The organism is Paenibacillus sp. FSL W8-0186, assembly GCF_037969765.1.
GTDB lineage: Bacteria > Bacillota > Bacilli > Paenibacillales > Paenibacillaceae > Fontibacillus > Fontibacillus woosongensis.
On the sequence record NZ_CP150207.1, the window covers coordinates 2,726,878 to 2,752,218 of the forward strand.

Annotated in this window: 16 protein-coding genes; 12 read left to right on the plus strand and 4 right to left on the minus strand. The window is 47.7% G+C overall.

The features are described 5' to 3' along the window. Positions 1-83: 83 nt before the first annotated feature. Positions 84-1,523: a glycosyltransferase gene (locus tag MKX50_RS12280; RefSeq protein ID WP_339159828.1), complete on the minus strand. Its 1,440-nt coding sequence runs from the start codon at positions 1,521-1,523 to the stop codon at positions 84-86. A 344-nt stretch (positions 1,524-1,867) separates the two neighbouring features. Here MKX50_RS12280 and MKX50_RS12285 point away from each other — a divergent pair, with 344 nt between their 5' ends. Both MKX50_RS12285 and MKX50_RS12290 read left to right on the plus strand, forming a co-directional pair. Then, positions 1,868-3,058 (plus strand): cytochrome P450, encoded by a 1,191-nt coding sequence (locus MKX50_RS12285; RefSeq protein WP_213588403.1) that lies wholly within the window; start codon positions 1,868-1,870, stop codon positions 3,056-3,058. 578 nt (positions 3,059-3,636) lie between these two features. Further along, entirely contained in the window at positions 3,637-4,356 is a 720-nt protein-coding gene (locus MKX50_RS12290; RefSeq protein WP_155611207.1) for a YebC/PmpR family DNA-binding transcriptional regulator, read from the plus strand. An 85-nt stretch (positions 4,357-4,441) separates the two neighbouring features. On the opposite strand, the gene MKX50_RS12295 is transcribed toward MKX50_RS12290, so the two are convergent. Then, positions 4,442-5,323, minus strand: a complete 882-nt coding sequence (locus MKX50_RS12295; RefSeq protein WP_213588402.1) for a TetR/AcrR family transcriptional regulator — start codon at positions 5,321-5,323, stop codon at positions 4,442-4,444. Positions 5,324-5,505: 182 nt separating this feature from the next. Between MKX50_RS12295 and MKX50_RS12300 the strand changes: the two genes are divergently transcribed. From MKX50_RS12300 to treR, 9 genes are all read left to right on the plus strand, one after another. Then, entirely contained in the window at positions 5,506-6,990 is a 1,485-nt protein-coding gene (locus tag MKX50_RS12300; RefSeq protein ID WP_339159831.1) for an MDR family MFS transporter, read from the plus strand. 220 nt (positions 6,991-7,210) lie between these two features. Beyond that, on the plus strand, positions 7,211-9,049 hold the full coding sequence (locus MKX50_RS12305) for a UbiD family decarboxylase (RefSeq protein WP_339159833.1): 1,839 nt from the start codon (positions 7,211-7,213) through the stop codon (positions 9,047-9,049). 180 nt (positions 9,050-9,229) lie between these two features. Next, the gene (locus tag MKX50_RS12310; RefSeq protein ID WP_213588399.1) at positions 9,230-9,856 is read left to right on the plus strand and encodes a DUF1796 family putative cysteine peptidase; all 627 of its coding nucleotides are present in this window, start codon (positions 9,230-9,232) and stop codon (positions 9,854-9,856) included. A gap of 92 nt (positions 9,857-9,948) precedes the next feature. Continuing rightward, complete coding sequence (locus tag MKX50_RS12315) at positions 9,949-10,824, plus strand: hypothetical protein (RefSeq protein WP_339159836.1); 876 nt, start codon at positions 9,949-9,951, stop codon at positions 10,822-10,824. 47 nt (positions 10,825-10,871) lie between these two features. After that, a complete protein-coding gene (locus MKX50_RS12320; protein WP_213588397.1) occupies positions 10,872-11,588 on the plus strand; it encodes a phosphocholine cytidylyltransferase family protein in 717 nt (238 codons plus the stop codon). Positions 11,589-11,710: 122 nt separating this feature from the next. Beyond that, the gene (locus MKX50_RS12325; protein WP_213588396.1) at positions 11,711-12,826 is read left to right on the plus strand and encodes a DNA alkylation repair protein; all 1,116 of its coding nucleotides are present in this window, start codon (positions 11,711-11,713) and stop codon (positions 12,824-12,826) included. 274 nt (positions 12,827-13,100) lie between these two features. Then, positions 13,101-14,819, plus strand: coding sequence for an alpha,alpha-phosphotrehalase (treC, locus tag MKX50_RS12330; protein ID WP_339159839.1), 1,719 nt, complete (start codon positions 13,101-13,103; stop codon positions 14,817-14,819). A 56-nt stretch (positions 14,820-14,875) separates the two neighbouring features. Beyond that, positions 14,876-16,837: a PTS system trehalose-specific EIIBC component gene (treP, locus tag MKX50_RS12335; RefSeq protein WP_339159841.1), complete on the plus strand. Its 1,962-nt coding sequence runs from the start codon at positions 14,876-14,878 to the stop codon at positions 16,835-16,837. A 74-nt stretch (positions 16,838-16,911) separates the two neighbouring features. Beyond that, positions 16,912-17,637: a trehalose operon repressor gene (gene treR / locus MKX50_RS12340; protein ID WP_339159843.1), complete on the plus strand. Its 726-nt coding sequence runs from the start codon at positions 16,912-16,914 to the stop codon at positions 17,635-17,637. A 677-nt stretch (positions 17,638-18,314) separates the two neighbouring features. Here treR and MKX50_RS12345 read toward each other — a convergent pair. Further along, positions 18,315-20,087, minus strand: a complete 1,773-nt coding sequence (locus tag MKX50_RS12345; protein WP_339159845.1) for a hypothetical protein — start codon at positions 20,085-20,087, stop codon at positions 18,315-18,317. 1,171 nt (positions 20,088-21,258) lie between these two features. Between MKX50_RS12345 and MKX50_RS12350 the strand changes: the two genes are divergently transcribed. Beyond that, entirely contained in the window at positions 21,259-24,717 is a 3,459-nt protein-coding gene (locus MKX50_RS12350) for a glycoside hydrolase family 2 TIM barrel-domain containing protein (RefSeq protein WP_339160103.1), read from the plus strand. Here MKX50_RS12350 and cdaS read toward each other — a convergent pair. Beyond that, entirely contained in the window at positions 24,698-25,315 is a 618-nt protein-coding gene (cdaS, locus tag MKX50_RS12355) for a sporulation-specific diadenylate cyclase CdaS (RefSeq protein WP_213588391.1), read from the minus strand. The genes MKX50_RS12350 and cdaS overlap by 20 nt on opposite strands. Positions 25,316-25,341 lie beyond the last annotated feature (26 nt).

Below are 25,341 nucleotides of genomic sequence, written 5' to 3' on the forward strand. Positions count from 1 at the left end.
TCGAAACCCGCTGAGCTTCCAAGGAAATCGGGTATCAATAATGGCAAGGCGGGGCTTTGGACGCATGGGTTGAACTCATTACTTTATAGCTTGCGGACAAGCCGCATGCTGTTATAGTCGCATAAATAAGCATATTCATCCCTTGCGCACATTTCATCCACCGCTTTTGTAACCCCCGGAAGCTCTGCCCATTCGTATCCAGGGCAATCTTTATATGAGTAATCATGGAAGGCGATAATACCTCCGGGTACAACTCTTGAAGCATAGTGTACAATATCGTGAACAACCCCGTCGTAGCTGTGATCTCCGTCGACGAAGAGCGCTGCGATCTTGGACGGACAGTCGTCATAAGCCTCTTGGCTAGGTTTTTTGATTTTGTGAATATGAGGTTCCAGCCCGGCATTTCGGATATTTTCGTCAAAATCATGTTCATAGTTTACAGGTAAAGCAGGGTGGTAGAAGGGATCGATAATGTGAATAGAACGTTTGCGCGTGGTTAGATATTGGCTGCTAAGACCAAGCGCTATCGCGCTTTTACCTTTGAAGGTGCCGATCTCTACGATTTCTCCATCCAAATGATCTACGAGCAAAGGCAAATGGAGAAGACCTAAAATTTCGAGCTCCATTAAGTAGCCTTCGGTTTTTTTGACGATGTCAAGCAATTCGGAAAACTGATATTCTCCATTAAAACTCATTGTATTCCAGCGCTCCTTTTTGATTGCTTTTTTGAGTTCGGTGCTTACCTCATAATCACGTGAATGCTTCTCAATTAAAGATAAAGCTGTTTTTTCGTATAAGGATGGTGCGGCAGCACATTCATTTAATTTCTTCTCATAGTAAAACATAAAGCTCTTACGGATATCCTGAGCATATTCCTGGATAAACCGTATGCGATTCTCCTCGTATTTGGACAAATCAGCCACGCCGCAGTCATGAACAGTCCATGCGGTGTCCTGTGAAGGGATGCCAACCTCATAACCTGCCCTATAAAATTCCATACATTGGGACAAATCGTAGAAATCCCAATCCTGGAATAAATCCTCACGCCAAGGAATATCCGACTGCGTCATGATTAGCAAGCCATCGATTGCAGCGACAGGCTGGTAAGAGCGGCCTGCTTCACTATTATTGAAGGCAAGCAGTTCCATCTGGCCAGAGTGGCTGCCGTATACCTGGCCATAATTCTCTGCGGCTTCCCACCACATCCCGCTTGGCGGAATATAGGCAGAACCGATTACTCCCATAAGCCCGAGATTTGGATGCTGTTGAAAAATACGAATCGTATCTTCTAGGAAATTTTCATGGATAATGTAAACATCCTGATGCAGATATACTTTATATTTTGCATCAGATTGACGCATTGCTCTATTGTAGCCGGAGGTAATGCTTTGAGCTCCGGATACCGAAATAATTTCGATTTCGAATCCGTCGGGGATGTGGAGAGCCGAAATATGGCGAAGCGATTCCTGCAACACATCTTGTTGGCTAACGCAATAAATGAAGCATATTTTATGTGAATCCATGGCCTATGGCATTGTTCTCCTCTCATATTTGGTATGTCTCCATATCACTTTATATGATGCATGTTTCGAATGTGCTTATTTGTTAGACTATACAATTTAAAATGGGTATGAATAGATGCCAGTTGATCAATCGTATGAGCCTTCATGCCGGTCAGCAGGGTTTGATCCCGGATATCGCTTGGATGCGGACAGAGGTGTATATTTGGAGAAATCTGCTGTCTTAGTGCCTATTATTTTATAAAAATAGGCAAATTTGCGTATATTTGCTATCACCGCAAACGCCATGGTAATATTTTCTTGTAGCTGCTCAACAATTTCAAATGAGGAGAGAGGAGACTATTTCCATGCAGACCAATTCGTCCTTAAGTGAAAATTTGTTTACTGAAGCATTCACGCAGAATCCGTTTCCGACCTATGAACAAATGAGAGAGAAAGAACCGATTATGCGTATTCTTTTCCCCGATGGGCATTATGGCTGGATCATTACTAGGTATAGCGATGCTGTTGAGGCTTTGAAGGACCCTCGTTTTGTGAAGGATATGAGAAATGCTGGGATTGAAGAAGATATGCTCTTTATCAATAATAATATGTTGTTCTCCGATCCGCCGGATCATAAGAGATTGAGAGGATTGGTACAAAAAGCCTTTACGCCGCAGCTGATTTCCGGCATGAGGGAACGGATCCAGCAAATCGCCGATGAACTGCTGGCGGAGGTAGAAGGCCAGGAGTCAATCAATCTGATCGATGAATATGCATTTCCGCTGCCGATCATCGTAATCAGCGAAATGCTGGGCGTGCCGAATTCGGACCGCGATAAGTTTCGGGTCTGGTCGAATGCGCTTATCGAACGCTCTGGCCGGGAGCCTGATGAGGACGTGCGCAATTTAATCATGGAGTTCAGGGAGTATTTGGCGGACTGGTTCTCCAAAGTCAGACAACAGCCGGGCAATGATTTGATCAGCCAATTAATTATTGCGGAGGAACAAGGAGATCGGCTTACGGAGCATGAGCTGTTTAATCTGGTTATGCTGCTCATCATTGCTGGTCACGAAACGACCGTCAATTTGATCGGCAACGGTATTCTTGCACTGCTCCAGCATCCGGAACAGCTTCGGATCCTGCAGAGTCGTCCGGAACTGATTCATACAGCGATCGAAGAAGTGCTCCGCTACAACGGTCCCGTTGAATTCAGTACGGGCCGTTGGGTTAAGGAGGACCTTGAATTCAAGGGTGTATCTATGAAAAGAGGAGAATCAGTGATTATTTCCCTGAGCTCGGCAAACCGGGACCCGGAGCAGTTCAACGATCCCGATCTTTTTGATATTTCAAGGGAGAAGAGCCCGCATCTGGCCTTTGGCAAAGGCATCCATTTATGTCTCGGTGCGCCGCTCGCCCGGCTGGAAGGGGAAATTGCGATCAACACTCTGCTGAAGCGATATCCGAATATTCGGCTCAAAGTCGATGTAAGCGAGCTGGAATGGCGGCCGGGAATGATCGTCCGGGGAGTTAAGGAAATGCCGTTATATTTGGAGTAGGACGTAAGTACGCAACATATTAGGGGAGTGCGAAGGGGTTGTCCAAAGCGTGATCATCCGTGCTGGGGGAACCCCTTTCTTTTATACCAACTACTGGATCCTAAGCTGTCTTGCAGGTCGTACAGTAAATGGATTTCATACATCTAATTATGCTCTAAACGGATGATAATGGGGATTAGATGGATTTTATGCAGCTATTTCAGGAATCCATACCTTGATTGGCAATTGTTCTGCTTTTAACGATATGAAATCCATTTAAATTTACATTTTCATTTTGGCCGCAGAAACTAACTACTATAGATCCATTTAGATAAGTGTTGAACTATTCAAAGGGTGTAGGGCAAGTAAGCAGGTAAGCAGGTGGGTAAGAAGAGGTATAATGTTCCTGCGGGCACTAGCCCGACATCCCTTGAATGATTTACATACATAAGAGGCAGCACTCCAGTCTTAGAGGCGACCACAAACATATACTCCCGAAGTTAAAGGGGGGTTGGTGATTAATAGCCATCCGCAATTTTTCAAACGGGCGGAAGATGCTATAATAGGAACGTAAAATAATAAAAGAAAGCGGGAACAACATGGGTCGTAAATGGAATAATATTAAAGAGAAGAAAGCATCTAAGGATGCGAATACGAGTCGTATATATGCGAAGTTCGGCGTCGAGATCTACGTGGCAGCCAAGAAAGGGGAGCCGGATCCTGAATCGAACCGCGCATTGAAGGTCGTGCTTGAACGCGCTAAAACGTATAATGTGCCGAAGGCGATTATTGACCGTGCATTGGACAAGGCTAAAGGCAGCTCGGAAGAAACCTATGAAGAGCTACGTTATGAGGGCTTTGGGCCAAACGGTTCAATGGTCATTGTGGACACCTTGACGAATAACGTAAACCGGACGGCGCCCGAAGTACGCTCGGCCTTCAACAAGAACGGCGGAAGCATGGGAGTAAGCGGCTCGGTATCCTATATGTTCGATGCCACGGCAGTTATTGGCGTAGCGGATAAAACGATCGATGAAGTTTTTGAGATTCTGATGGAGGCGGACCTGGACGTCCGGGATATCATTGAGGAAGAGGACAACGTCATCGTTTATGCAGAGCCGGATCAGTTCCATGCTGTGCAGGAGGCTTTCCGCAGCGCCGGCATTTCGGAATTTACCGTGGCCGAGCTGACGATGCTGGCTCAGAACTACGTGAATCTTTCGGAGGAAGCGCAAGCGCAATTTGAGAAATTGATCGATGCACTGGAGGATTTGGAAGACGTACAGCAGGTATATCATAACGTGGAGCTGGAGGATTAATCCTTCTGCGCCCATACAAAATAAAGCAGCTTAATTTCTCTTGAAGAGATTTAAGCTGCTTTTTTTCGATCACCTATAAAAACAATCAGCCCTCAAACACGAGCTTTTCGATTTGCTTCAGCACATGGCGAAGACCGTGCTCCTTCTCCATAAATCCGATCAGCGAGCGGATCAATACCGGCTTGTGCTGCTTGGCTTGCAATGCCTCCTGGAGCAGTTCAGCGGCTTCCTGCAGCTCAGCTTTTTTAAAATTTGTAATCTGCAATTCAGGTATGGTGGTCATGAGGTCATTGAGTAGGTCAGGCAGTCTGTGGCGGGTACAAAAAGACTCTCCCTGCAGCGCAGATTGCATGTATACTTCCATATCTTCCCGTTTGAGCAGCGGAGGTCTGCTGGCGGCCTGTGTATTCGCTGCCATATCTTCCATGCAATGAACGATAAACTCAGCCACGTCGCGAAGAATGAGCGATCTTTTCTCGAACACCATCAGGAAAATGATCTCGCGAATAATTCCGTTATAAATGAAGACAAGATCCCAGACGTTGGAGCGGATTCCTTCACCAAAAACCCGAATAAGGCTCTCTATATTACTTTTGAGCAGGCTCGCCCTCATTTGAAACAAAATGGGGGCGACCTTGCCATCAGGCGTCGAGAATTTCTTCATTTCCTGCATCATGTAATTGTTGTTCAAGAAAAATTCGCATTGGCATTCCGTTTCGCGGATAAAAATCTCCTTCGAGGACAGCGACTTGTCGCTTTGAATTTGCTCTTTCCGCTCAATCATGCTCTCCTGCTGAGATAATAAAATTTCAATCAGGATGTCTTCCTTCGAGCTGAAAAAATTATATAAGGAGCCTTTGGCTACGCCGCAGTCGTCAGCAATATTCTGGATCGAGGTAGCAAGATATCCTTTTTCTAAAAAGAAACGCATCGCCGAATTCAAAATTTTCTGCTTGGTTACACTCAAAACCCTCACTCTTTCCCTAAAAAATGTTTGACATTGGTTCAAATTTAAGTAGAATTATTGTATTCAATGACCAGGCGGTTTTTTAAAAAACCATGTAGTCATGACGAGTTTTTTGTTTTCCCCTATATCCTAACATATATTTGGGGAAATCATTACACAGAGAAATGGAGAGAAAATAACTCATGTCCAAAGACGCCATCCATGAACCGGCAGAGTTTTCTATGAAGTCGTTAATAGCTCCTCTGCTGGCGGTTATTCTGGGAATGATCATGGTTATTCTCGATAGTACGGTCATCAATGTGGCTATACCAAATTTGCAGCAATACTTCGGCACCTCGCTAAAGGCTATCCAGTGGACGATAACGGGATATACCCTGGCGTTGTCCGCCGTTATTCCGCTTGCGGGCTGGATGACGGATAAGTACGGCGCAAAGAAGGTATTCTTGATTACGATTACCTTGTTTACACTGGGCTCTGTGCTGTGTTCCTTGGCGCAGACGTCCGAACAGCTCGTCATTTTCCGGGTGATTCAAGGGCTGGGCGGAGGCATGGTTGCTCCGATCGGCATGGCGATGGTGTTCAAGCTGGCTCCACCCGATAAGAGAGGGGCGGTCATGGGGATGCTGGGCATTCCGATGCTGCTTGCGCCAGCTTCAGGACCGATTTTATCGGGCTGGTTAATTAAAATCGCTTCATGGCATTGGATTTTCCTGATTAATCTGCCAATCGGCATCGCCGCGATCATTGTTGGTATTGAATTCCTGCCGAAGTTTGAGAGCAGGAAGGTTCCGGGGCTGGATATCCTGGGGATGATCCTGGCACCGATCGCGTTTGCAACGCTGGCTTTTGGCGTAAATGAAGGGGGAACGGAATGGTCCTCCCCGGTTACATTAACAGCACTCCTTGTTGGGGGCATCGCGCTGATTATTTTTATTATCGTAGAATTGAATAAAAAAGAACCGCTCCTCGAGCTGCGTGTCTTCGGCTCTTCCGATTTCACCAGGGGTGTGCTGCTATCCTGGATCGTGCAGATTGCGCTGTTCGGTGCGATTCTGATGGTGCCTCTCTATTTGCAGAACGTAAGAGGGTTTACGCCGCTGCAGAGCGGGTTCACGACGCTGGCCCAGGCGCTGGCCTCCATGACCATGATGCCGATTGGAGGAAGGCTGTTTGATAAATGGGGGGCGCGTCCGCTAGCCATGACCGGGTTGACTCTGATTTCCACGGCTTTGTTCCTGCTCTCACAGATCAAGGTAGATACGTCGATGATCATGGTTGTAATGCCGCTTATTCTTATGGGGGCAGGCATGGGCATGACGATGATGCCGTTAAATACGCATATTCTTAATTCGGCGCCCCGTAAGCTTGTGAATCGTGTTACACCGTTGACTTCGGCAACGCAGCAGGTTGTTACTTCCTTTGCTATCGCCGGATTGACGGGCTATTTAACTTCAAATATAACGAAGCATATGACGGCACCGGAGACAGCCGGAGATGTCATGGCGAGTTCAACGCTAGCGTTTGGCGATACCTTCTTTCTGACAGCTTGCATTGCGGTTTCCGGGCTGCTGCTCAGCATTCTGCTGCGCAAGCCGCGGAGCAAACCGGAGGAGGAGCTGCCGGAGAACGAATCGATGCCGGATGCTAAAGCGATGATTTCACATTAATCTGGATCAAGCTATCGGCCCTCAGACTTTCTATCCTATAGAAGGTTTGGGGGCTGTTCCTATTTTCGGTGCATGTTATTTTGGACATTGTTCACAAGTGAGCCGGCTATTAAACTACTCTAGCCCGCTTCTGATATGTTATCATGAGGAAAGCAACAATGATGATGTTATGTAGCAATTGCTAGAACGAATATCTCTGGAGAATGGATGGAGTATACATATGAAGTATCGCAATTTGGAAGAATGCGTCGTTGATTTGGAGAGACATGGGCATCTGGTTCGTATCCGTGAGGAAGTGGACCCTTATCTGGAAATGGCCGCTATTCATTTGCGCGTTTATGAAGCCGGAGGACCGGCACTTTTGTTTGAGAACATCAAGGGCACGAAATATCGGGCTGTCTCCAATCTTTTCGGTACGATCGAGCGGAGCAAGTTTATTTTTCGCAATACGTGGCAGGCGGCAGAGAACGTCATCGCTTTGCGCAATGATCCGATGAAAGCCTTGAAGAAGCCGCTTCAAAGCATGAGTTCCAGTTTAGCCGCCCTGACTGCGCTGCCTGTCAAGAAACCAGGGGGGCTGCCGTCCGGCATGCAGGAAATACAAATTTCGGATTTGCCGCAAATCCATCATTGGCCGATGGACGGAGGAGCGTTCATTACGCTTCCGCAAGTGTACACAGAGGATCCGGACAAGCCGGGAATTATGAATTCCAATCTGGGCATGTACCGTGTGCAGCTTAGCGGCAACGACTATGAGATCAACAGAGAAGTCGGTATGCACTATCAAATCCATCGCGGAATCGGCATTCACCAGGACAAGGCCAACAAGCTAGGTAAGCCGCTGAAGGTAAGCTGCTTTGTCGGCGGTCATCCAGCGCATTCCCTGGCTGCCGTCATGCCGCTGCCGGAGGGAATGAGCGAGCTGACGATTGCGGGAATGCTCTCCGGGCGGCGTTTTCGCTATAGTTATGTTGACGGCTATTGCATCAGCCATGACGCTGATTTCGTCATTACGGGTGAAATTCATCCCGGAGAGACAAAGCCGGAGGGACCTTTTGGTGATCATCTGGGCTACTATAGCTTGGTTCATCCTTTCCCCGTCATGAAGGTACACAAAGTATACGCGAAACCGAATGCTATCTGGCCGTTTACGGTTGTCGGACGTCCTCCGCAGGAGGATACGGCGTTTGGTGAGCTGATCCACGAGCTGACCGGTGATGCCGTCAAGCTGGAGGTTCCGGGCGTGAAAGAGGTACAGGCGGTTGACGCTGCAGGCGTGCATCCGCTCCTGTTCGCGATCGGCAGCGAGCGATATACGCCGTACCAGGAGGTCAAGCAGCCGGCCGAGCTGTTGACAATTGCCAATCATATTCTAGGAACGAACCAATTGAGCTTGGCGAAATATTTGTTTATTACCGCCGAAGATAAGCAGCCGCTAAGCACTTATCGCGAAGTCGAATTCTTGAGCTATATTCTAGAGCGTATCGACCTGCATCGGGATATCCATTTTCATACGAACACGACAATCGATACACTTGATTATTCCGGTACAGGACTGAACACCGGGAGCAAGGTTGTTTTTGCAGCATATGGGGAGAAGAAAAGGGAGCTCTGTACGGAGGTTCCTGACGGGCTGAAGGACATTCGCGGCTATGAAAACGTCCGTTTCGTCCTGCCGGGCATCGTCGCCATGGAGGGACCAGCGTTTAGAGATTACGCGAGCGCGAATAAGGAGATGGATGAGCTCAGCAAGGCGATCGCGGCAAAAGGAGAATTCCCTTCCTGCCCAATGATTATTCTATGCGACGACAGCGAGTTTCTGAGCGCATCTCTGAGCAATTTTCTCTGGGTGACCTTCACGCGCAGCAATCCGTCTCATGATATTTACGGAGTAAACAGCTATTACGACAACAAGCATTGGGCTTGTGACAACGTCATTATCGATGCCCGCAGCAAGCCACATCAAGCGCCGCCGCTCATTCCCGACCCGGCGGTGGAGAAGAACATTGAGCGCTTGTTTGTTAAAGGTGCTAGTTTAGGTGGGATCAAGATAGGATAGAATTGAGATAGTTAATGAGCTCCCGTCTCTTTCAGAGACGGGAGCTGTTTTTTTGGACAGAAGGGACTAGTCATTACTCTACTCTTAGAAAATATTTGTTTGCCCCCTTCCTAATATCTAGTTCCTAGTAAGAGATGTGAATACTATATATAGAGTTGGAACTACGGGGAGGTTATGAGGATGAGACTGTCTGAACTGCAACGCCCATATGATCTTGTTATGAGCCTTGGTTATAATTGCATGGTGGCATACCAATTGAAGAGACTAGCACTTAGAAGCTTTTCAGGACCTGTCGACTGGGTGATTATCCATGAGGCAAGAGATTTAATTCGTCTGCTGGACAATCGTTTTCAGGGATATATGGAGGAACAGAATCTAAAGATCCTAGGCAGCCATAATGGATATTTTTCGGTTCAGGACACGGAATACAAAGCGCATTCCTTTCACGACTTTCCATGCTCTGACGGTAATCAGACGATTGCGAATTATTCTGAATTTAAAAACAAATTGGACAGACGCATCAGCCGCTTCATCAGCTTAGCTGCCCAGGCAGATTCGGCTTTGTTTGTCCGCGAGCGCTGCAGCTATGAGGATGCGGTGCGTTTGAGAGATAGCCTGGCTTCTTTGGTCAAAGGCAAGACGCATCTATTAATAATTAATTATACGAGGGAAGGCAGACTCGTTGAGCATCATTGGATGGATGACGGCATTTGCAGCGTAGACGTAAATCTCGATGTCGATGATGAATTTTTTCGTGATTCGTATTGGAACGATGCCTTTCGTGGGGTGTCATTAATTCCTAAGTAACAGGCGGTTTGCCCAAGCAAAAGGCATGTTCTACAAATATGATGAACTAACTACTCGTACAGATAGGAGCAAGGAACAGGGAGAGATAGAAATTGCCCAGACCGATAAACTTTATTACCGTTGAAAGCGAAAGCTACACCCGTATCATAACAAGTATCGTTGAGCCGATCCGAAAGTACCTGCCAGATAGTCTGGTTTCGGATCGCCGGGCGTTGAAGGACGCGGTAAACGTTCATTTCTTTAATGAACAGGAGTACAGGAGCGAGGTTGCGCACTGCGGCATCAATGTCAGTATGTTTCATGGGATTGCAGACAAACAGATCCGTACAGGGGAGCAAGTCGGCTTTCATGATTATGTCTTTGTTCCCGGGCCGATATGGGTAAACCAACTGGTTCACGACGGAGTGCCTAGAAGTAAATTGTTTATCGTAGGTTATCCTAAACTAGATCCTTTATTCACTATCCAGCCGCCAGCCGAATCAACCAAGCAAACCGTATTGTATGCACCAACCCATTCTAAATCCTGTTCTTCTTATCCTGCATTCAAGGAATTTCTTCACAGCTTTCCTTCACATCTTCATTTCGGCGTTTCCTTGCACCCCTATGATCAGGTTCATCCTAAACCAACCATGGAAGAGCTTGTGTCAGCAGACGTAGTGATTTCGGACACCAGCAGCATTGTTTATGAAGCCTGGTCCTTGGGAAAACCCGTCATCTTTCCTGATTGGCTTGTCAAGGACAAAGTCATGAGTGATTGGCCAAACTCCATTCCTGCAAAAATTTATAGTGAGAAAATCGGCTACCATGCATATAACTTCGACCATATGATTGAACTGATAGATCTCGCTTTGATTCAAGGAATTGATGGCAAAACCCAGCAATTCATGAGGCAGATTCTCCCTCAAAGGCTAAGAGGAAAATCCGGAGAAGTCACGGCACAGGTTCTTCAGAAAATAGCAAAGCTATAAACCGATGCTATAAAGTGGATGGACCTAACATGAAGAGGAGGACAGCCATGAAGGTGATCATACTTGCTGCGGGAATGGGCTCCCGGCTAAAACCGTTAACGAACCATATCCCCAAGACGATGATCACGGTAGGCAATCAAACTTTGATTGAAAACATTATTCAAGGGCTAGTAGACATCCAGCTCTCGGAAATAGCGATAATAACAGGTTACCAGCACGAAGTGCTTGAGACTTTTTTGAAGCGAAGATTTCCTACAGTGCGGCTGCAGTTTATATATAATGATCAATATTCAGTAAAAGACAACATTTACTCTTTTTCATTAGCAGAGGAATTCGTCGGCAATGAAGAGATGTTGTGTATTTGCTCGGATATATATTGTAAGCCGCAACTGCTGCTAAGAGCGGTTCAAGCGCCGTTCGATATTCTCATGGTGGATGATACGAAAGAAATTCCTTCAAGAGCTATGAAGGTTAGAGTGAATCGTGAAGGTTATATAACTAAAATAAGCAAAGAGCTCTCTGTAGAAGAAAGCAAGGGCGAAATCGTCGGTATTTCCAAAATATCCTCTTCCAATACAGCTTTTATTTTCGAGCGGATCGCGACTTATTTAGACATGGGCCTTGTAAACGTCTGGTGGCCCTATGCCATAAATGACGCCCTGGATCAAATCAAACTGCGTCCATGGTCTACAGATGGCATAGGCTGGGTAAATGTGAATACCTTCGACGATTTGAAAGAAGCCATGAACATCGCTAATGATTAAAAAGAAGAGCAGATTTTTAATCTGGTCTTTTTTTTTGTACCCATATTTATAGTAGCCATTGGTAGAGCTGTTGCTTTAATATGGTTGGAGGAACTTGTATTTAGACAGGGAGGATATATAGGATGGCCGAGCCGTTAAAGTTAATGTATAACAAAGATTTTCTAAGCGAATTTGCTAAGAAGGTGAAGCGAGCCTACAGCGCATTTGACGAAACTTCATTTATCGCGGAAGTATTGGCTGAGCCATGGGGCGAACTGGAGCTAAAAGCCAGAATACGAAAAATCAGCTCCACGCTGGGACACTGTCTTCCCGGCGATTATGAAGAGGCGATCAAGGTTCTTTATCAAATAGATGAGCAGTGTGTGGGGTTCCCGTATTTGTTCTTTCCCGATTTTGTGGAGGTACACGGTCAGGCCGACGAGCATTGGGAGCTTTCGATGCAGGCTTTGGAGCGTTTTACGTCCAAATCAACCGCAGAATTTGCAGTACGGCCGTTCCTGCTGCGAGATCCGGAGCAGATGATGCAGCAAATGATGACTTGGTCGAAGCATGATAACGAGCATGTACGCCGTCTTGCCAGCGAGGGCTGCCGGCCGCGTTTGCCTTGGGGACAAGCATTGCCGATGTTTAAACGCGACCCTGCGCTGCTGCTTCCCTTGCTGGAAGGGCTGAAGGCTGATCCGTCATTATATGTGCGAAAAAGCGTGGCCAACAACTTGAATGATATTACGAAGGATCATCCATCCGTGGTGATCCAGTTATCCCGCGAATGGTTTGGCGAACATCCGGACACGGACTGGATCGTGAGGCATGCGTGCCGCAACTTGATCCGTAAAGCCGATCCTGAAATCATGGAGCTGTTCGGGTATACGGATACGTCGGCACCGGGGATGGTGCCGCTAGTGTCTAATGCTGTATTATCCGTAGACAAAGCCTTAGTTGCGATCGGCGATAACAGTGTGTTTGGCTATGAGCTTCGTTTTCGCGAAGGGGATCCCGTCCGGGTTCGAATCGAATATGGCATCGATTTTGTGAAGGCAAACGGACAGACATCGCGCAAGCTATTTCGGTTAACAGACCGAACTTTGCCTGGCGGAGCACGGTATACAGGTTCACGGAAGCATAGCTGGAAGGATTTGACGACCCGCCGCCATTACCCAGGCGAGCACCGGATCGTTCTATTGGTTAATGGGCAAGAGGTAGCGTCTGAAACTATTGAAGTGATATCCCAGAACTAGGCGCAACCGAATAACTAGATTATACAATGAACATCAATGATGCCCATTTGCTGGCCGCATTAAACATCTTACATTCCCTGTCAAAGGATTGATTTTTATCAATAAGGGGGGAAGGTACAGATGTTTTTTTATTTATTAGATTTTTTCATAAAATATTAGTCCAGCAAGCAAGAAGAGGGTAATTATACTTAGAAGGTTGACAACCTGTATATACAAGTATAATATGTTTAACGTACAACCTGTATATACAAGATAATAAGGAGGGGGATGCTTTATGGAAAGCAAAGGAAACCTGCCTCGGGACTGGTGGAGAACGTCAACGGTTTATCAGGTATACCCCAAAAGCTTCAAGGACACGACGGGCAGCGGTACTGGCGATATCCGCGGGGTTACGGAGAAGCTTGATTATATAAAGGGCTTAGGCATCGACATTGTATGGCTGCAGCCGGTGTATGTATCTCCGCAAAATGATAACGGTTACGACGTAGCGGATTATTACAATATTGATCCCGCATTCGGGACGATGGAGGATTTTGACGAGCTCGTTAGGGAGCTGAAACGAAGAGACATGCATCTAATGATCGACATCGTGGTGAATCATTCGTCCACGGAGCATCGCTGGTTCAAGGAAGCGAAAACCTCTCGCAACAACCCATATCGCGATTACTATATTTGGAGAGACCCGGCTGCGGATGGAGGTCCGCCGAACAACTGGCAGTCTAAATTTGGCGGTTCGGCATGGCAATACGATGAGGGGACGGGTCAGTATTTCCTTACTCTATTCGATAAGACCCAAGCGGATCTGAATTGGGAGAACGACAAGGTTAGACAGGAGGTCGTCGATCTGCTCACCTTCTGGGCGAAAAAAGGCGTAAGCGGATTCCGCATGGATGTTATTAACCTTATTTCCAAGGAGCAAAGCTTTCCCATGGATGACGGATCGGTGCCTCCAGGAGACGGGCGGAGATTTTATACCGATGGGCCGCGCGTTCATGAGTATGTGAAAGAGCTGAACGCCAAAGTGTTCGCGCCTTATAATTTGGTTACGGTGGGAGAAATGTCTTCCACAACGATGGAGCATTGTATCCGTTATTCAAACCCGAATGAACATGAGTTCTCGATGACGTTCAATTTCCATCATTTGAAGGTTGATTACCCGAATGGACAAAAATGGGAGCTCAAACCGTATGATTTCGAGGAACTTAAGCAGCTGCTCTCCGATTGGCAAGTCGGCATGCAGCAGGGCGGAGGCTGGAATGCGCTATTCTGGAACAATCATGACCAGCCGCGGGCGTTAACCCGATTTACGGATGACGGCGAATACCGGGAAGAAAGCGCCAAGCTGCTTGCGACCACACTTCATGGCCTGCAAGGCACGCCTTATGTGTATCAAGGCGAGGAAATCGGCATGCCAGACCCGAAATGGAACGACATTTCCGAATTTCGCGACATCGAATCACTTAATATGTATGAGATCCTAATGCAGAGGGGTAAGACTCCTGATGAGGCCGCCCATATCGTAAGGGTTCGCTCCAGAGACAATTCGCGGCTGCCTATGCTGTGGGACGATAGCGATCAGGCCGGGTTTACGACCGGTACGCCGTGGATTAAGATCGATGAGCGTTATCCGCTGATTAACGCGAAGTCGCAGGTGGAAGACCCGGAATCGATCTATCATCACTACCGGCGGTTAATCGAGCTGCGCAAGAAACTTCCGGTTTTAACAGACGGGACGTATGAGCGCCTTGATGAAGGGCATCCCCGCGTTTATGCTTATGCAAGAAAGAACGCGGAGCAGATACTGGTAGTTATTTCGAACTTCAGCCGTGAAGAGGTACAGTTTGAGCTGCCAGGCAGGTTCACAGCGAATCTCTCCGCTGCGCATTCTAAGGAGCTACTACTGGGGAATACGAAGGATACGCCGGACCTTGCAGCTTCCATCAAGCTGCCGCCGTATGGATCCTACATGTGGATTGTTAACACGATTAATTAAAAATATTTAACACCATGAATTACCACTCACTCTTATAAAGTCAGGAGCAGATGACGATGGCGAACATAGATCGCAAAAATGTGGAACGCATCATCCAAGCCGTTGGCGGTAAAGACAATATCGAAGCGGCTACGCATTGCGTGACCCGATTGAGATTTGCCCTTGTGGATGAAAGCAAGGTTGATTCCAAGGCATTGGATGAAAATGATCTCGTCAAAGGGCAGTTCTCGACCCAGGGCCAATTCCAGGTCGTAATCGGACCGGGTCTGGTCGATCAGGTCTATGATGAGATGCTGAAAATTACCGGGGGAGCAAGAGCGAGCAAAGATGACGTTAAAACACTCGCCAGCAAGAAGCAAAATCCGCTTCAGCGGGCGATCAAGACGCTGGCCGATATTTTCATTCCAATATTGCCTGCGATCGTAATGGCGGGTTTGCTGCTCGGCATTAACAACATACTGACGGGACCGGACATTTTCTATGCAGGCCAGTCACTCATTGAAGTACACCCGCAGTGGGCAGACGTTGCTTCGATCATCAACCTGATTGCAAGCACAGCCTTCGCCTTCCTGCCGGTATTGATTGGATGGTCCGCGGTCCGGCAATTTGGCGGAAGCCCGCTGCTGGGGATCGTGCTTGGCCTGATTCTGGTCAATCCCGATCTGATGAGCGCTTATCAATATGCCGATGCCAAACTTGCAGGCACGGTGCCGGTCTGGAATCTCTTTGGTCTTGATGTCGAGAAAATCGGTTATCAAGGGCAGGTGCTTCCAGTCCTGGTCTCCGCGTATCTTTTAGCGAAAATCGAGAGCTTCCTGAACAAACACGTGCATGATTCGATCAAGCTGCTTGTCGTAGCACCCGTAGCCTTGCTGGTGACCGGATTCCTTGCGTTTATCGTTGTAGGGCCGATCACGTTTGCAATCGGTAACGTACTCACGTCAGGGCTGGTCAGCATTTTTGATTCTTTTGCCGCGCTTGGCGGATTGATTTATGGAGGATTGTACTCCTTGCTGGTCATCACGGGAATGCACCATACCTTCCTAGCCGTCGATATTCAGCTCATCGGCAGCCAAGGCGGAACCTTCCTGTGGCCGATGCTGGCTTTGGCGAATATCGCGCAGGGCGCTGCGGCGCTTGCTATGATGTTCGTTGCCAGAGAGCAGAAAGCCAAAGGGCTGGCCGTAACATCATCAATTTCCGCCTTCTTGGGAGTTACTGAGCCGGCTATCTTCGGCGTGAATGTGCGCCACAGATATCCTTTTATTTTCGGAATGATCGGTTCCGGGATCGCGGGCGTGATTTTAGCCATTAATAATGTTCTAGCGTCTTCGATCGGGGTCGGCGGCATTCCTGGCTTCCTGTCGATTTTCCCGAACCAATGGGGCATCTTCTTCCTGGGAATGGCTATTGTGCTTGTGGTTCCCTTTGCGGGAACGCTCTTGTATGGCAAGTATCGCATGTCTAAAACAGGCTTGGCGGTCAACGCTGAAGCGGAAGAACCTAAGAAAGAGGCGGTTCAACCACAATCTGAAGTACAAGCTAATTCGGGCAAGCTTCCCATTGATATCGCGGCGCCGTTAAGCGGGGAAATTGTTTCTTTGTCCGAAGTTCCTGACCCTGCTTTCGCGGAGAAGCAGATGGGACAAGGCATTGCTATCGTTCCATCGGAGGGCAAGGTTTTTGCTCCGTTTGACGGTACGGTTGCGCACCTGATCAAGAGCAAGCATGCATTGATTTTAACAGATACGAACGGTATTCAGATTTTGATTCATGTCGGTATCAACACGGTTTCCTTGAAAGGCGAGGGCTTTACCGCTCACGTGGAGACAGGGGCTTCAATTACCAAGGGTCAGCTGCTGCTTGAATTCGACATGGAGCGGATTGAGCAGGCTGGACTTCCAGTCATTACACCGGTGATCGTGCCGGACGGACAGGACGTCATCGAACAGGTGAAGGAATATGAAGGACCAGCGGTTCACAGCGATACGACAGTGCTGCAGGTTACGCTCAGATAAAAATTCGTGCTCTAGGAGCGGGGCTGTAACGACATTGCCACAAATCATGATACAATGATGTAGGTGATCAGGTGATGAAGAACAATATTTTTATGAGCCTCTATAAGGATTACGCTGAACGAATCGATGACGGTACGCTGCCGCCAGGGAGTAAGCTCCCTTCAGAGAATGAGCTGGCTGCGACCTACGGGGCCTCGAGAGAGACCGTGCGCAAGGGCTTGAACCTGCTGGCACAGAATGGGTACATCAACAAAGTAAAAGGGAAGGGCTCTTTCGTTCTGGCTACGGGACGGCTCAAGTTTCCGATATCGGGGCTAGTCAGCTATAAAGAGTTGTCCGAGCGGCTCGGCAAACCAAGCCGGACCCTGGTCTATACAACCGAACGCGTTCCTGCCGGGGACACGATTGCCAAGGAACTGCAAATTGAACCGGAAGAGCCGGTGTGGAAAGTAATTCGCGCCAGGGAAATCGACGGCGAACGCATTATTCTGGATATCGATTATCTGCTTGCTGAGGTCGTTCCGCATTTGACAGAGGATATCGCGGCTGATTCGATATATCATTATTTGGAGCAGGAGCTACAGTTGAAAATCAGCTATGCCGAGAAAGTGATTTCTGTAGAACAGGCTACTGAGCAAGATTATCGCTGCATGGACTTAGGAGAGGACAAGCATGTGGTTGTCGTCCGGGGATATGTGCACCTGGAGGATACGACGCTCTTTCAGTATACGGAGTCCCGGCATCGGCTGGACAAGTTTCAGTTCGTTGATTTCGCAAGAAGAATATCGAGGGAGAACTAAATAGTGTTGAGATCAGAAGGGGCTGCCACAGAGGTCATCATAGATGACTGAGGGGCGCCCCTTTTCTTTCAGAAAGCTATCCGTTTCAGCGGAATTCGTTGACTCGTTTACTTGCATTCCATTCTTTAGCTCGTCTTATATTGCTTTCGATTACTAAGGTGCTATGCACTAAGCTATGTCGTAAACTATGCTAAATCGTACACTAAGCTATGTTCGAACACTAAATGGAATGCATGTATCTAATTATCCTATCAGCGCATAGTTCAGGGAATTAAATGGATTTTATGCACCTATATTCAAGAATCTCGCCCATGACCGCCTTCTTCCTTCTTCTAACGACATGAAATACACTTAAACTCACTTTCCGTTCGTCGCCGCAGAAATTAACTACTATAAATCCATTAAATAAGTTCCAACTATTAAAATTGCTGTGGCAGAGGAAAACTATCTATATACAACGGGTTTGGATTTGGAATTGTCGCTACAGCCCACAATTTACTGAAGGTGGTAGGCTTACGCCTTGCTGCTATCCCGCTCAAAAAGCTCAGTACAAAAAAGTTGGATGATAAACAGGTTGTGTTTACATCCAACTTTTTGTTTTTGGGACTAACTGAACAGACTCTATTTTTTCAGATATCAGGAAAATAATCTTCTATGGTCTCAGGTTCCAGCCTATTTTATGGTTTGGCGTTCTTCCAATAAGTATAAGCATGAACCAGCGTACCTTTGAAAGACGTATGCTTCAATAACCCCTTCAGTTTCGCGAGTTCTTCCTCCATGTAGGCTGCACCCTCTTCAAAAAAGGTAATATGATTGCCTTCATGGCTGGCTTTGATTTCGACGGAGATATAGATCGGCTTGCCCAGCTCCTCTGCGAATGCAATCTCTTCTTTGGTCACATCCACAATGCCGTTGGAGCCTTCGGCCGAGTCCCGGAAAGCCATCAGAGCGACATGATCCATACGGTCAATCATCCATTTGCTGAGGGATATGTCCTCGCCGGTAACCTTGTACTTGTCCAGCCATACGGCTAAATCCATGCTGGCCTCGAGGTTGGAATCCTTCCTCAGTTCTGTGACAAACGCATCCAGGTTCGAGGTCCATTCGGAAATAATCTGCTGCGGATCCATCCTCCACTCAGGCAGCACATAAGGCTCGATATCCAAATGGATTCCATGAAAACGCTCATCAGGCTCTACGGCGCGGTTATAATCTTTAACGTAGTTGACGAGCCTCATCATTCTAGGTAGTTCATATTCCATAGCCCATGTCGGTGTTCCTCCCAGGGCATGCACTTCAATTCCGGCTGCAGCCGCTTGTTTTATAAATGATGAGTAGGCGCTGAACGGCTGCTGAAGATCCAATCGCACATATAACCAGTTCAGTTGTTTTTCCATGGCAAATTCCAGAATATCTTGGCTGTTCCGGATAACTTCGCCGGACTCCCAAATGTAGGTGCCTCTGACGACTTCATCGCGCTGAACAGGCTGCGCATCAGGCACAACGTCGATGGGTTCAGGCTCAGGCTCCGTACCGGGTTCCGGTTGCGGTTCTGGTTCAGGCTCAGGCTCAGGCTCTTGACCTGGGTCCGGATCTGGCGTTGGATCAGGAACCGGTTTCGAAGGCTCTTCTCCATCAGGTACCGTGTCATCTTCCGAACTATCTTGATAGATGTTCTTCCAGTTGCGCATATCATGGATGGCAAGCCCTGCGAAGGATGTATGGGAACTTAACGAAGAGGACAATAGCTGCAAAGTCTGCTCCATTTGTTCTTTGCTGTGACCGTGAAAGGTGGTGTAGGCTTGCTGGGGCATTTCTTTGGTGTTGACCGCAATGAGCAGTTTCTTCCCCAGCTTGCTGGCAAGCTCGAGCTCATCCTGGGAGAGGCTGATGATGCCGTTCTCCGAATCGACCTGGTTGCGATATGCCATGATTGTCACATGGTCAAACGTACTTATCAGCCACTCGTTTAGACTGGTGCCATTCTCCAGGGTGAAGTGGTCAAACCAAAAAGGGATATCTATCCCGCGCTCTAGGCCTGATCCCGATAACTTGCTAAGAAATGCCTTTAGATTGCTTTCCCAGGATGAGATGATCTCATCGGGCCCGCTTTCCCACTGGTCAAGGACATAAGGCTCGATATCAAGATGGACGCCATCGAAGCGGCCTTCAGGCGTTACGGAACCGTTATAGTCCATCACCCAATCAGCAAGGCCAAGCATATCGTCGCGATATTCCACAAGAGCCCATCTTGGATCGCCCCCCAAAGCATGAACCGCGATTTGCGCCTCATGCGCGCGCTTAACGAAAGCTTCGTAGGTTTCTTTCGGCATTTGTCGATTGATCTGCAGGTAGATCAGATTAATGCCTTCATTCCGCGAAAAACGAAGAATTTGCTCTCCGCCGTCCATAATCATATCCGTTTGCCATATCCAAGTTGCTTTCATCATAGATTTTTCTCCGTAAACCGGGGATTGAAATCCCAATAGAAGCAAGGCAACCAGAAGAACGACAAGCTTTTGGCAACCTTTCACATTCATGGTTTACCCTCCATTCCTCTCTAAGAAATTGATCTCTCTCTAAAAGTGAACGGGGTTATTATAGCATTGATATCAAAAAAATATATGAGCCCATGTTCTTACGGGACGGGTTGCATAAAGCGAGCTGCCGCAGGAAAGGTATAAAAGGAACTACTTCATGTCCAGGGTATTTTAATAACGAATCACAATTTGTATAATTATGTAGAATTTTGAGGCTAACTACTTAGGAGTAAAGTTGCGATTTGCTTGTACTGATTTAGTACAGTGTCACTGTTTCTATGCCTGACGACCAATTAATGTAAATTAAATGATTTTTCGCTAATTTGCTGTTTTACCGGAAAATGTGATTAGAGGGACCGAGACATATAAAGGAAGGGTGCCATAAGGCACCCTTTTACGGTGTTATTGTCTAATAACGAGTACGTCTTGAGGCGGTCTACCCGAGCTTTGAATTTGATTGATTTCGGAGTTTGTAAGGTCTCGGCCTACCAAAATGAACGAAGATGTGACATTGTTAAAATTAAAATTGCTTAAGTTCGCTACGTTTTGGCTGCCACGGAATACCCGGAACGATCCTTGAAAGTTAATTTGCGAAAACAATACAAGCGTTACTTGAGATCTCTGAACAACATTTCTCAGTCTGAAGCTGGAAAGAACATTGTCAAACCGGAATGCCCCGAGATCCCGAACCGCAACTCCTCCACGTCTGAATACAATTCGACGACCGGTAAAATTGATGCCAGACCAAAGTACAAGACGTATATCTCGATTTGCCAATAATATCACTCCTTTTTATAGATTGATATATTTTATGCAATAATTCATAGTCCGTAAGAGGCAAATAAAGCAGGGTAAAGGTTTGTTTTCATATAGCAAAAATTGAAAAATGATTTTCTAGATCTAGCGCATAGTTTATTGATTAACAACTTAAAGAAAATTCTTTGGAAAACTTAGAATGATCTCTAATCATGCTCACTGGATTTCACGACATGCTATAGTATTTTGAAGGATGTGATTATGCAGTCAGCCTCTTTATTTCCTCATTATTATCAAATCTCAGGAGAAAGCGAGTATGCCGACCATGAACAAGAAAACACTCTTTAATGATGGATGGGAATTTGCCAAAAGCGGTCTAAAGACAGCGGATCATACAGGTCTGTCCTTTGAGCCGGTCGATATTCCTCATGATTGGCTGATCTACAATACACTTGATCTCTATGAGAACAGCATTGGCTGGTACCGTAAGAAATTTACATGTGCCAAGGAAGGCAAACAATTGCTGCTCTGCTTCGATGGCGTCTATATGGATTCCTCCGTTTATGTGAACGGGCAATTCGTAGGCGAATGGAAGTATGGATATTCTTCATTTGAGCATGAAATCACAAATGCCGTTATTGAAGGGGAAAATGAGATTATCGTTAAAGTCGTGCACCAGAGCCCTAACAGCAGATGGTACTCGGGAGCCGGTATATACCGGAATGTATGGCTGAAGGAAAGAACAGCCAATTACATTGCTTCCGATGGCGTATACATATCGACAAAGCAGTTAGAACACGGCTGGGAGGTAGAAATTGATACCCAGCTAAGTCTTGAGCAGGATGTCTATCTCTCGCATACGATCATGGGTCAAGGCCAGATCATCGCCGAGATTGCGGATCACATCACAGCAGGCGCCGGGCCAGCCATCCTTAACCAGCAGAAGCTAACGGTAGAGCAGCCTAAGCTGTGGAGCCCGGAAGAGCCACATTTGTACCAGCTCATAACCCGGCTATATCCTGCCGTAGCAGGCGGGGAGAAGCCGCAGAGCCATGCAACGGAAGTGTTTGAAACCGTTTCCCATGCTATCGGGTTTCGAACCATCCGCCTGGACCCTAATGAAGGATTCATATTAAACGGAGTCAAAATCAAGCTGAACGGGGTATGCGAGCACCATGATCTGGGCGCTTTGGGGGCGGCATTTAATAAGACCGCTCTGCGAAGAAGATTCATTATTCTGAAGGAAATGGGCGCTAATGCGATTCGCACGGCCCATAACATGCCTGCCAAAGAGCTGATGGAGCTGGCGGACGAGATGGGCATGCTTGTGGTCTCGGAAGCTTTTGATATGTGGGAAAGAGCGAAGACGCCATATGATTATGCCAGGTTCTTCAAGGATTGGGCACATCGGGACGTCCGCAGCTGGGTCATGCGGGACCGGAACCATCCGAGCCTGATCATGTGGAGCATCGGCAATGAGATTTATGATACCCATGCCGATGAACGAGGCCAGGACATCACTCGGATGCTGATGGACGCCGTATTGGAATTTGACCCGAAGCAGAATGGCAGGGTCACGATTGGCTCGAACTATATGCCATGGGAGAACGCACAGCAATGTGCCGATATCGTGAAGGTCGCAGGCTATAATTATGCGGAAAAATACTATAAACAGCACCACAAGGAGCATCCAGACTGGATCATTTACGGGAGTGAGACGGCTTCCGTCGTGCAAAGCCGGGGCATCTACCATTTTCCGTTTGCAAAATCCATACTTGCCGATGATGATGAGCAGTGCTCTGCACTCGGCAACAGCTCTACGAGCTGGGGAGCCAAATCGGCGGAAGCCTGCATTTTGGCTGAACGGGATACGCCTTTCTCACTAGGCCAGTTTATATGGACCGGATTCGACTATATCGGCGAACCGACGCCGTATCATACGAAGAGCTCATATTTTGGGCAGATTGATACGGCCACTTTTCCCAAAGATTCGTACTATATTTATCAGTCGGCTTGGACCGATTACAGAACGAAACCGATGGTGCACATCCTGCCATATTGGGATTTCAATCCGGGGCAATTGATCGACGTGCGGGTCTGCTCAAACGCGCCGAGAATCGAACTGCAGTTCAATGGCGAAACGATTGGCAGGCATGATATCGATCATGAGCATGGAACTGAACTTGTCGGCTGGTGGCAAATTCCTTATGCGCCAGAGGAATTGAAAGCCATCGCCTATGATGAGACAGGCCGGATCATAGCCACTGACGTCAAATCCTCATTCGGGGATGCAAGCAAAATCTGCTTAAAGGCGGATAAGGATCAGCTTGTAGCGAATGGCACGGATCTTATGTTTGTCGAAATTTCGATGGAGGACGACAAGGGCCATCCGGTAGAAAACGCCAATAACCGGGTACATGTCGAGGTTACGGGCGCAGGCAGGCTCATTGGGCTCGATAACGGAGACAGTACGGACTATGATCCATATAAGGGCCGAAGCCGCAGGCTGTTTAGCGGCAAGCTCATGGCGATCATCGCTGCGACCCTGGAGGCCGGAGAGATTCATATGAAAGTAACCTCCCAGGGACTGGCCAGCCAAACAGCTGTCTTTGAATCCCATGTGGACGAAGACGGAGTCCATGCCGGGATAAGCGCCCGAACAGAGAATGAAGAGCTGCCTTGCGCCATGGGAGCTGCAAATGAAATACCGCTCCGCAAAATCGAATTGATCAGCGAGGGTGGACAACAGTTTGATCCGTCCAGACGGGAAATCGTGGTCAGGGCTCAGCTAAATCCAGCAGCAGTTTCGTACCGTGATGTCGAATGGTCCGTCGTTAATGACGCGGGCATTGAGTCCAATATTGCGAAAGTGGAGGCGAATGGGCATGAAGCGATAATCACCGCTCTTGGAGACGGAGAATTCAGGCTGCGCTGCATGAGCAAGAACGGTACGGACAAAATTAAGCTCATATCCCAGTTGGAGTTTACGGCAAGCGGACTTGGTTCGGCCTATAAGGATCCGTATAAATTCATTTCTGCCGGGCTCTATGATTATAGCAAAGGCGAGGTCAGCAATGGAAATGAACGGGGCGTAGCTACGAGCAGGGACGGCGAGACCCAGGTTGGCTTCCATGAGATCGACTTTGGGCCGTATGGTTCAGATACGATTACGATTTCAGTCTTTGCCCTGTCGAGCGAGCCGTATCCCTTGGAAATTTGGGAAGGTATGCCGGGAGAGGAAGGCAGCGAGCTTCTTGCCAACGTCATTTATCAGAAAGAGAGCCAGTGGAACGTGTACCAGGAGGAGACGTATCGTCTTTCCAAGACGCTTCGCGGGGTGACCTCGATCTGCTTCGTGCTGCGGCAGAAGGTGCATATCAAGGGGTTTTCTTTTGAAGCGAAGAACAGAGCATTTGAGCAAAATATCGCCGCCCATAGCGACCGTATTTACGGCGATACGTATACCATCACAGATAACAGCGTCGAAGGCATCGGCAATAACGTCTCCCTGGTATTCGAGCAGATGGACTTTGGCAGTGAAGGGGCGACGAAACTCATCATTTGCGGCCGTTCGCCGCTGGACAAGAATACGATTCATATCCGGTTTGACTCGGAGGAGGGCGAGAGCAATCAGCTCGTCGAGTTCACGCATTCCGCAGAATACGAAGAGCGGGTATTCGATATCGAGAAAATTACCGGAACGTGCAAGGTGACCTTCATTTTCCTTCCGGGCAGCCTGTTTGACTTCGGCTGGTTCCGGTTTGTCAGCCAGACTCCACATTAATGGGATGCAAGGTCCCGTTGATGGCAAAAGAAGCTTGTCCGGTTTCTTCAGATACGACAAGCACGATAGCATCGCACTGCTCCGTCAGTCCGATCGCCGCGCGGTGCCTTGTCCCCAATTTTCTGTCCGTTACCCGGATGCTGGATAGGGGAAGCACGTTGGCAGCCGACACAACCGTTGTGGAGCGAACCAACACAGCGCCGTCATGCAGCGGGTTTCCGGGATAAAATATCGATTCGATCAGAGCATGGGAGAGTGTCCCGCCGATCGGTATATTGGAGCGAATGAGCGATTCAATCGGATCTTGCCGTTCCACGACGATGAGCGCGCCATGCTTGCGTTCCGATAAATTCCGCACGCTAATCGTCAAATCCTCGTATTTAGACGTGTAAGGCGATAAATAACATTTCAAATAAAAAGACGCTGCGCTCTCCACGATGTCGGTCATCATATTTCGCATATTTTCAAACTGCTGAACGAGGCATACATTTTCATTGTTCAATAGTTCGATGTTATGCTGCGCCAATGAAGAGATTTCATGGAGACGTTTTGCCAAATGTTCTTTCAATGAGGAAGAATTGCAGTTAGGATCGGCCATATTTTGAACCTCGATTCTGGGAATAA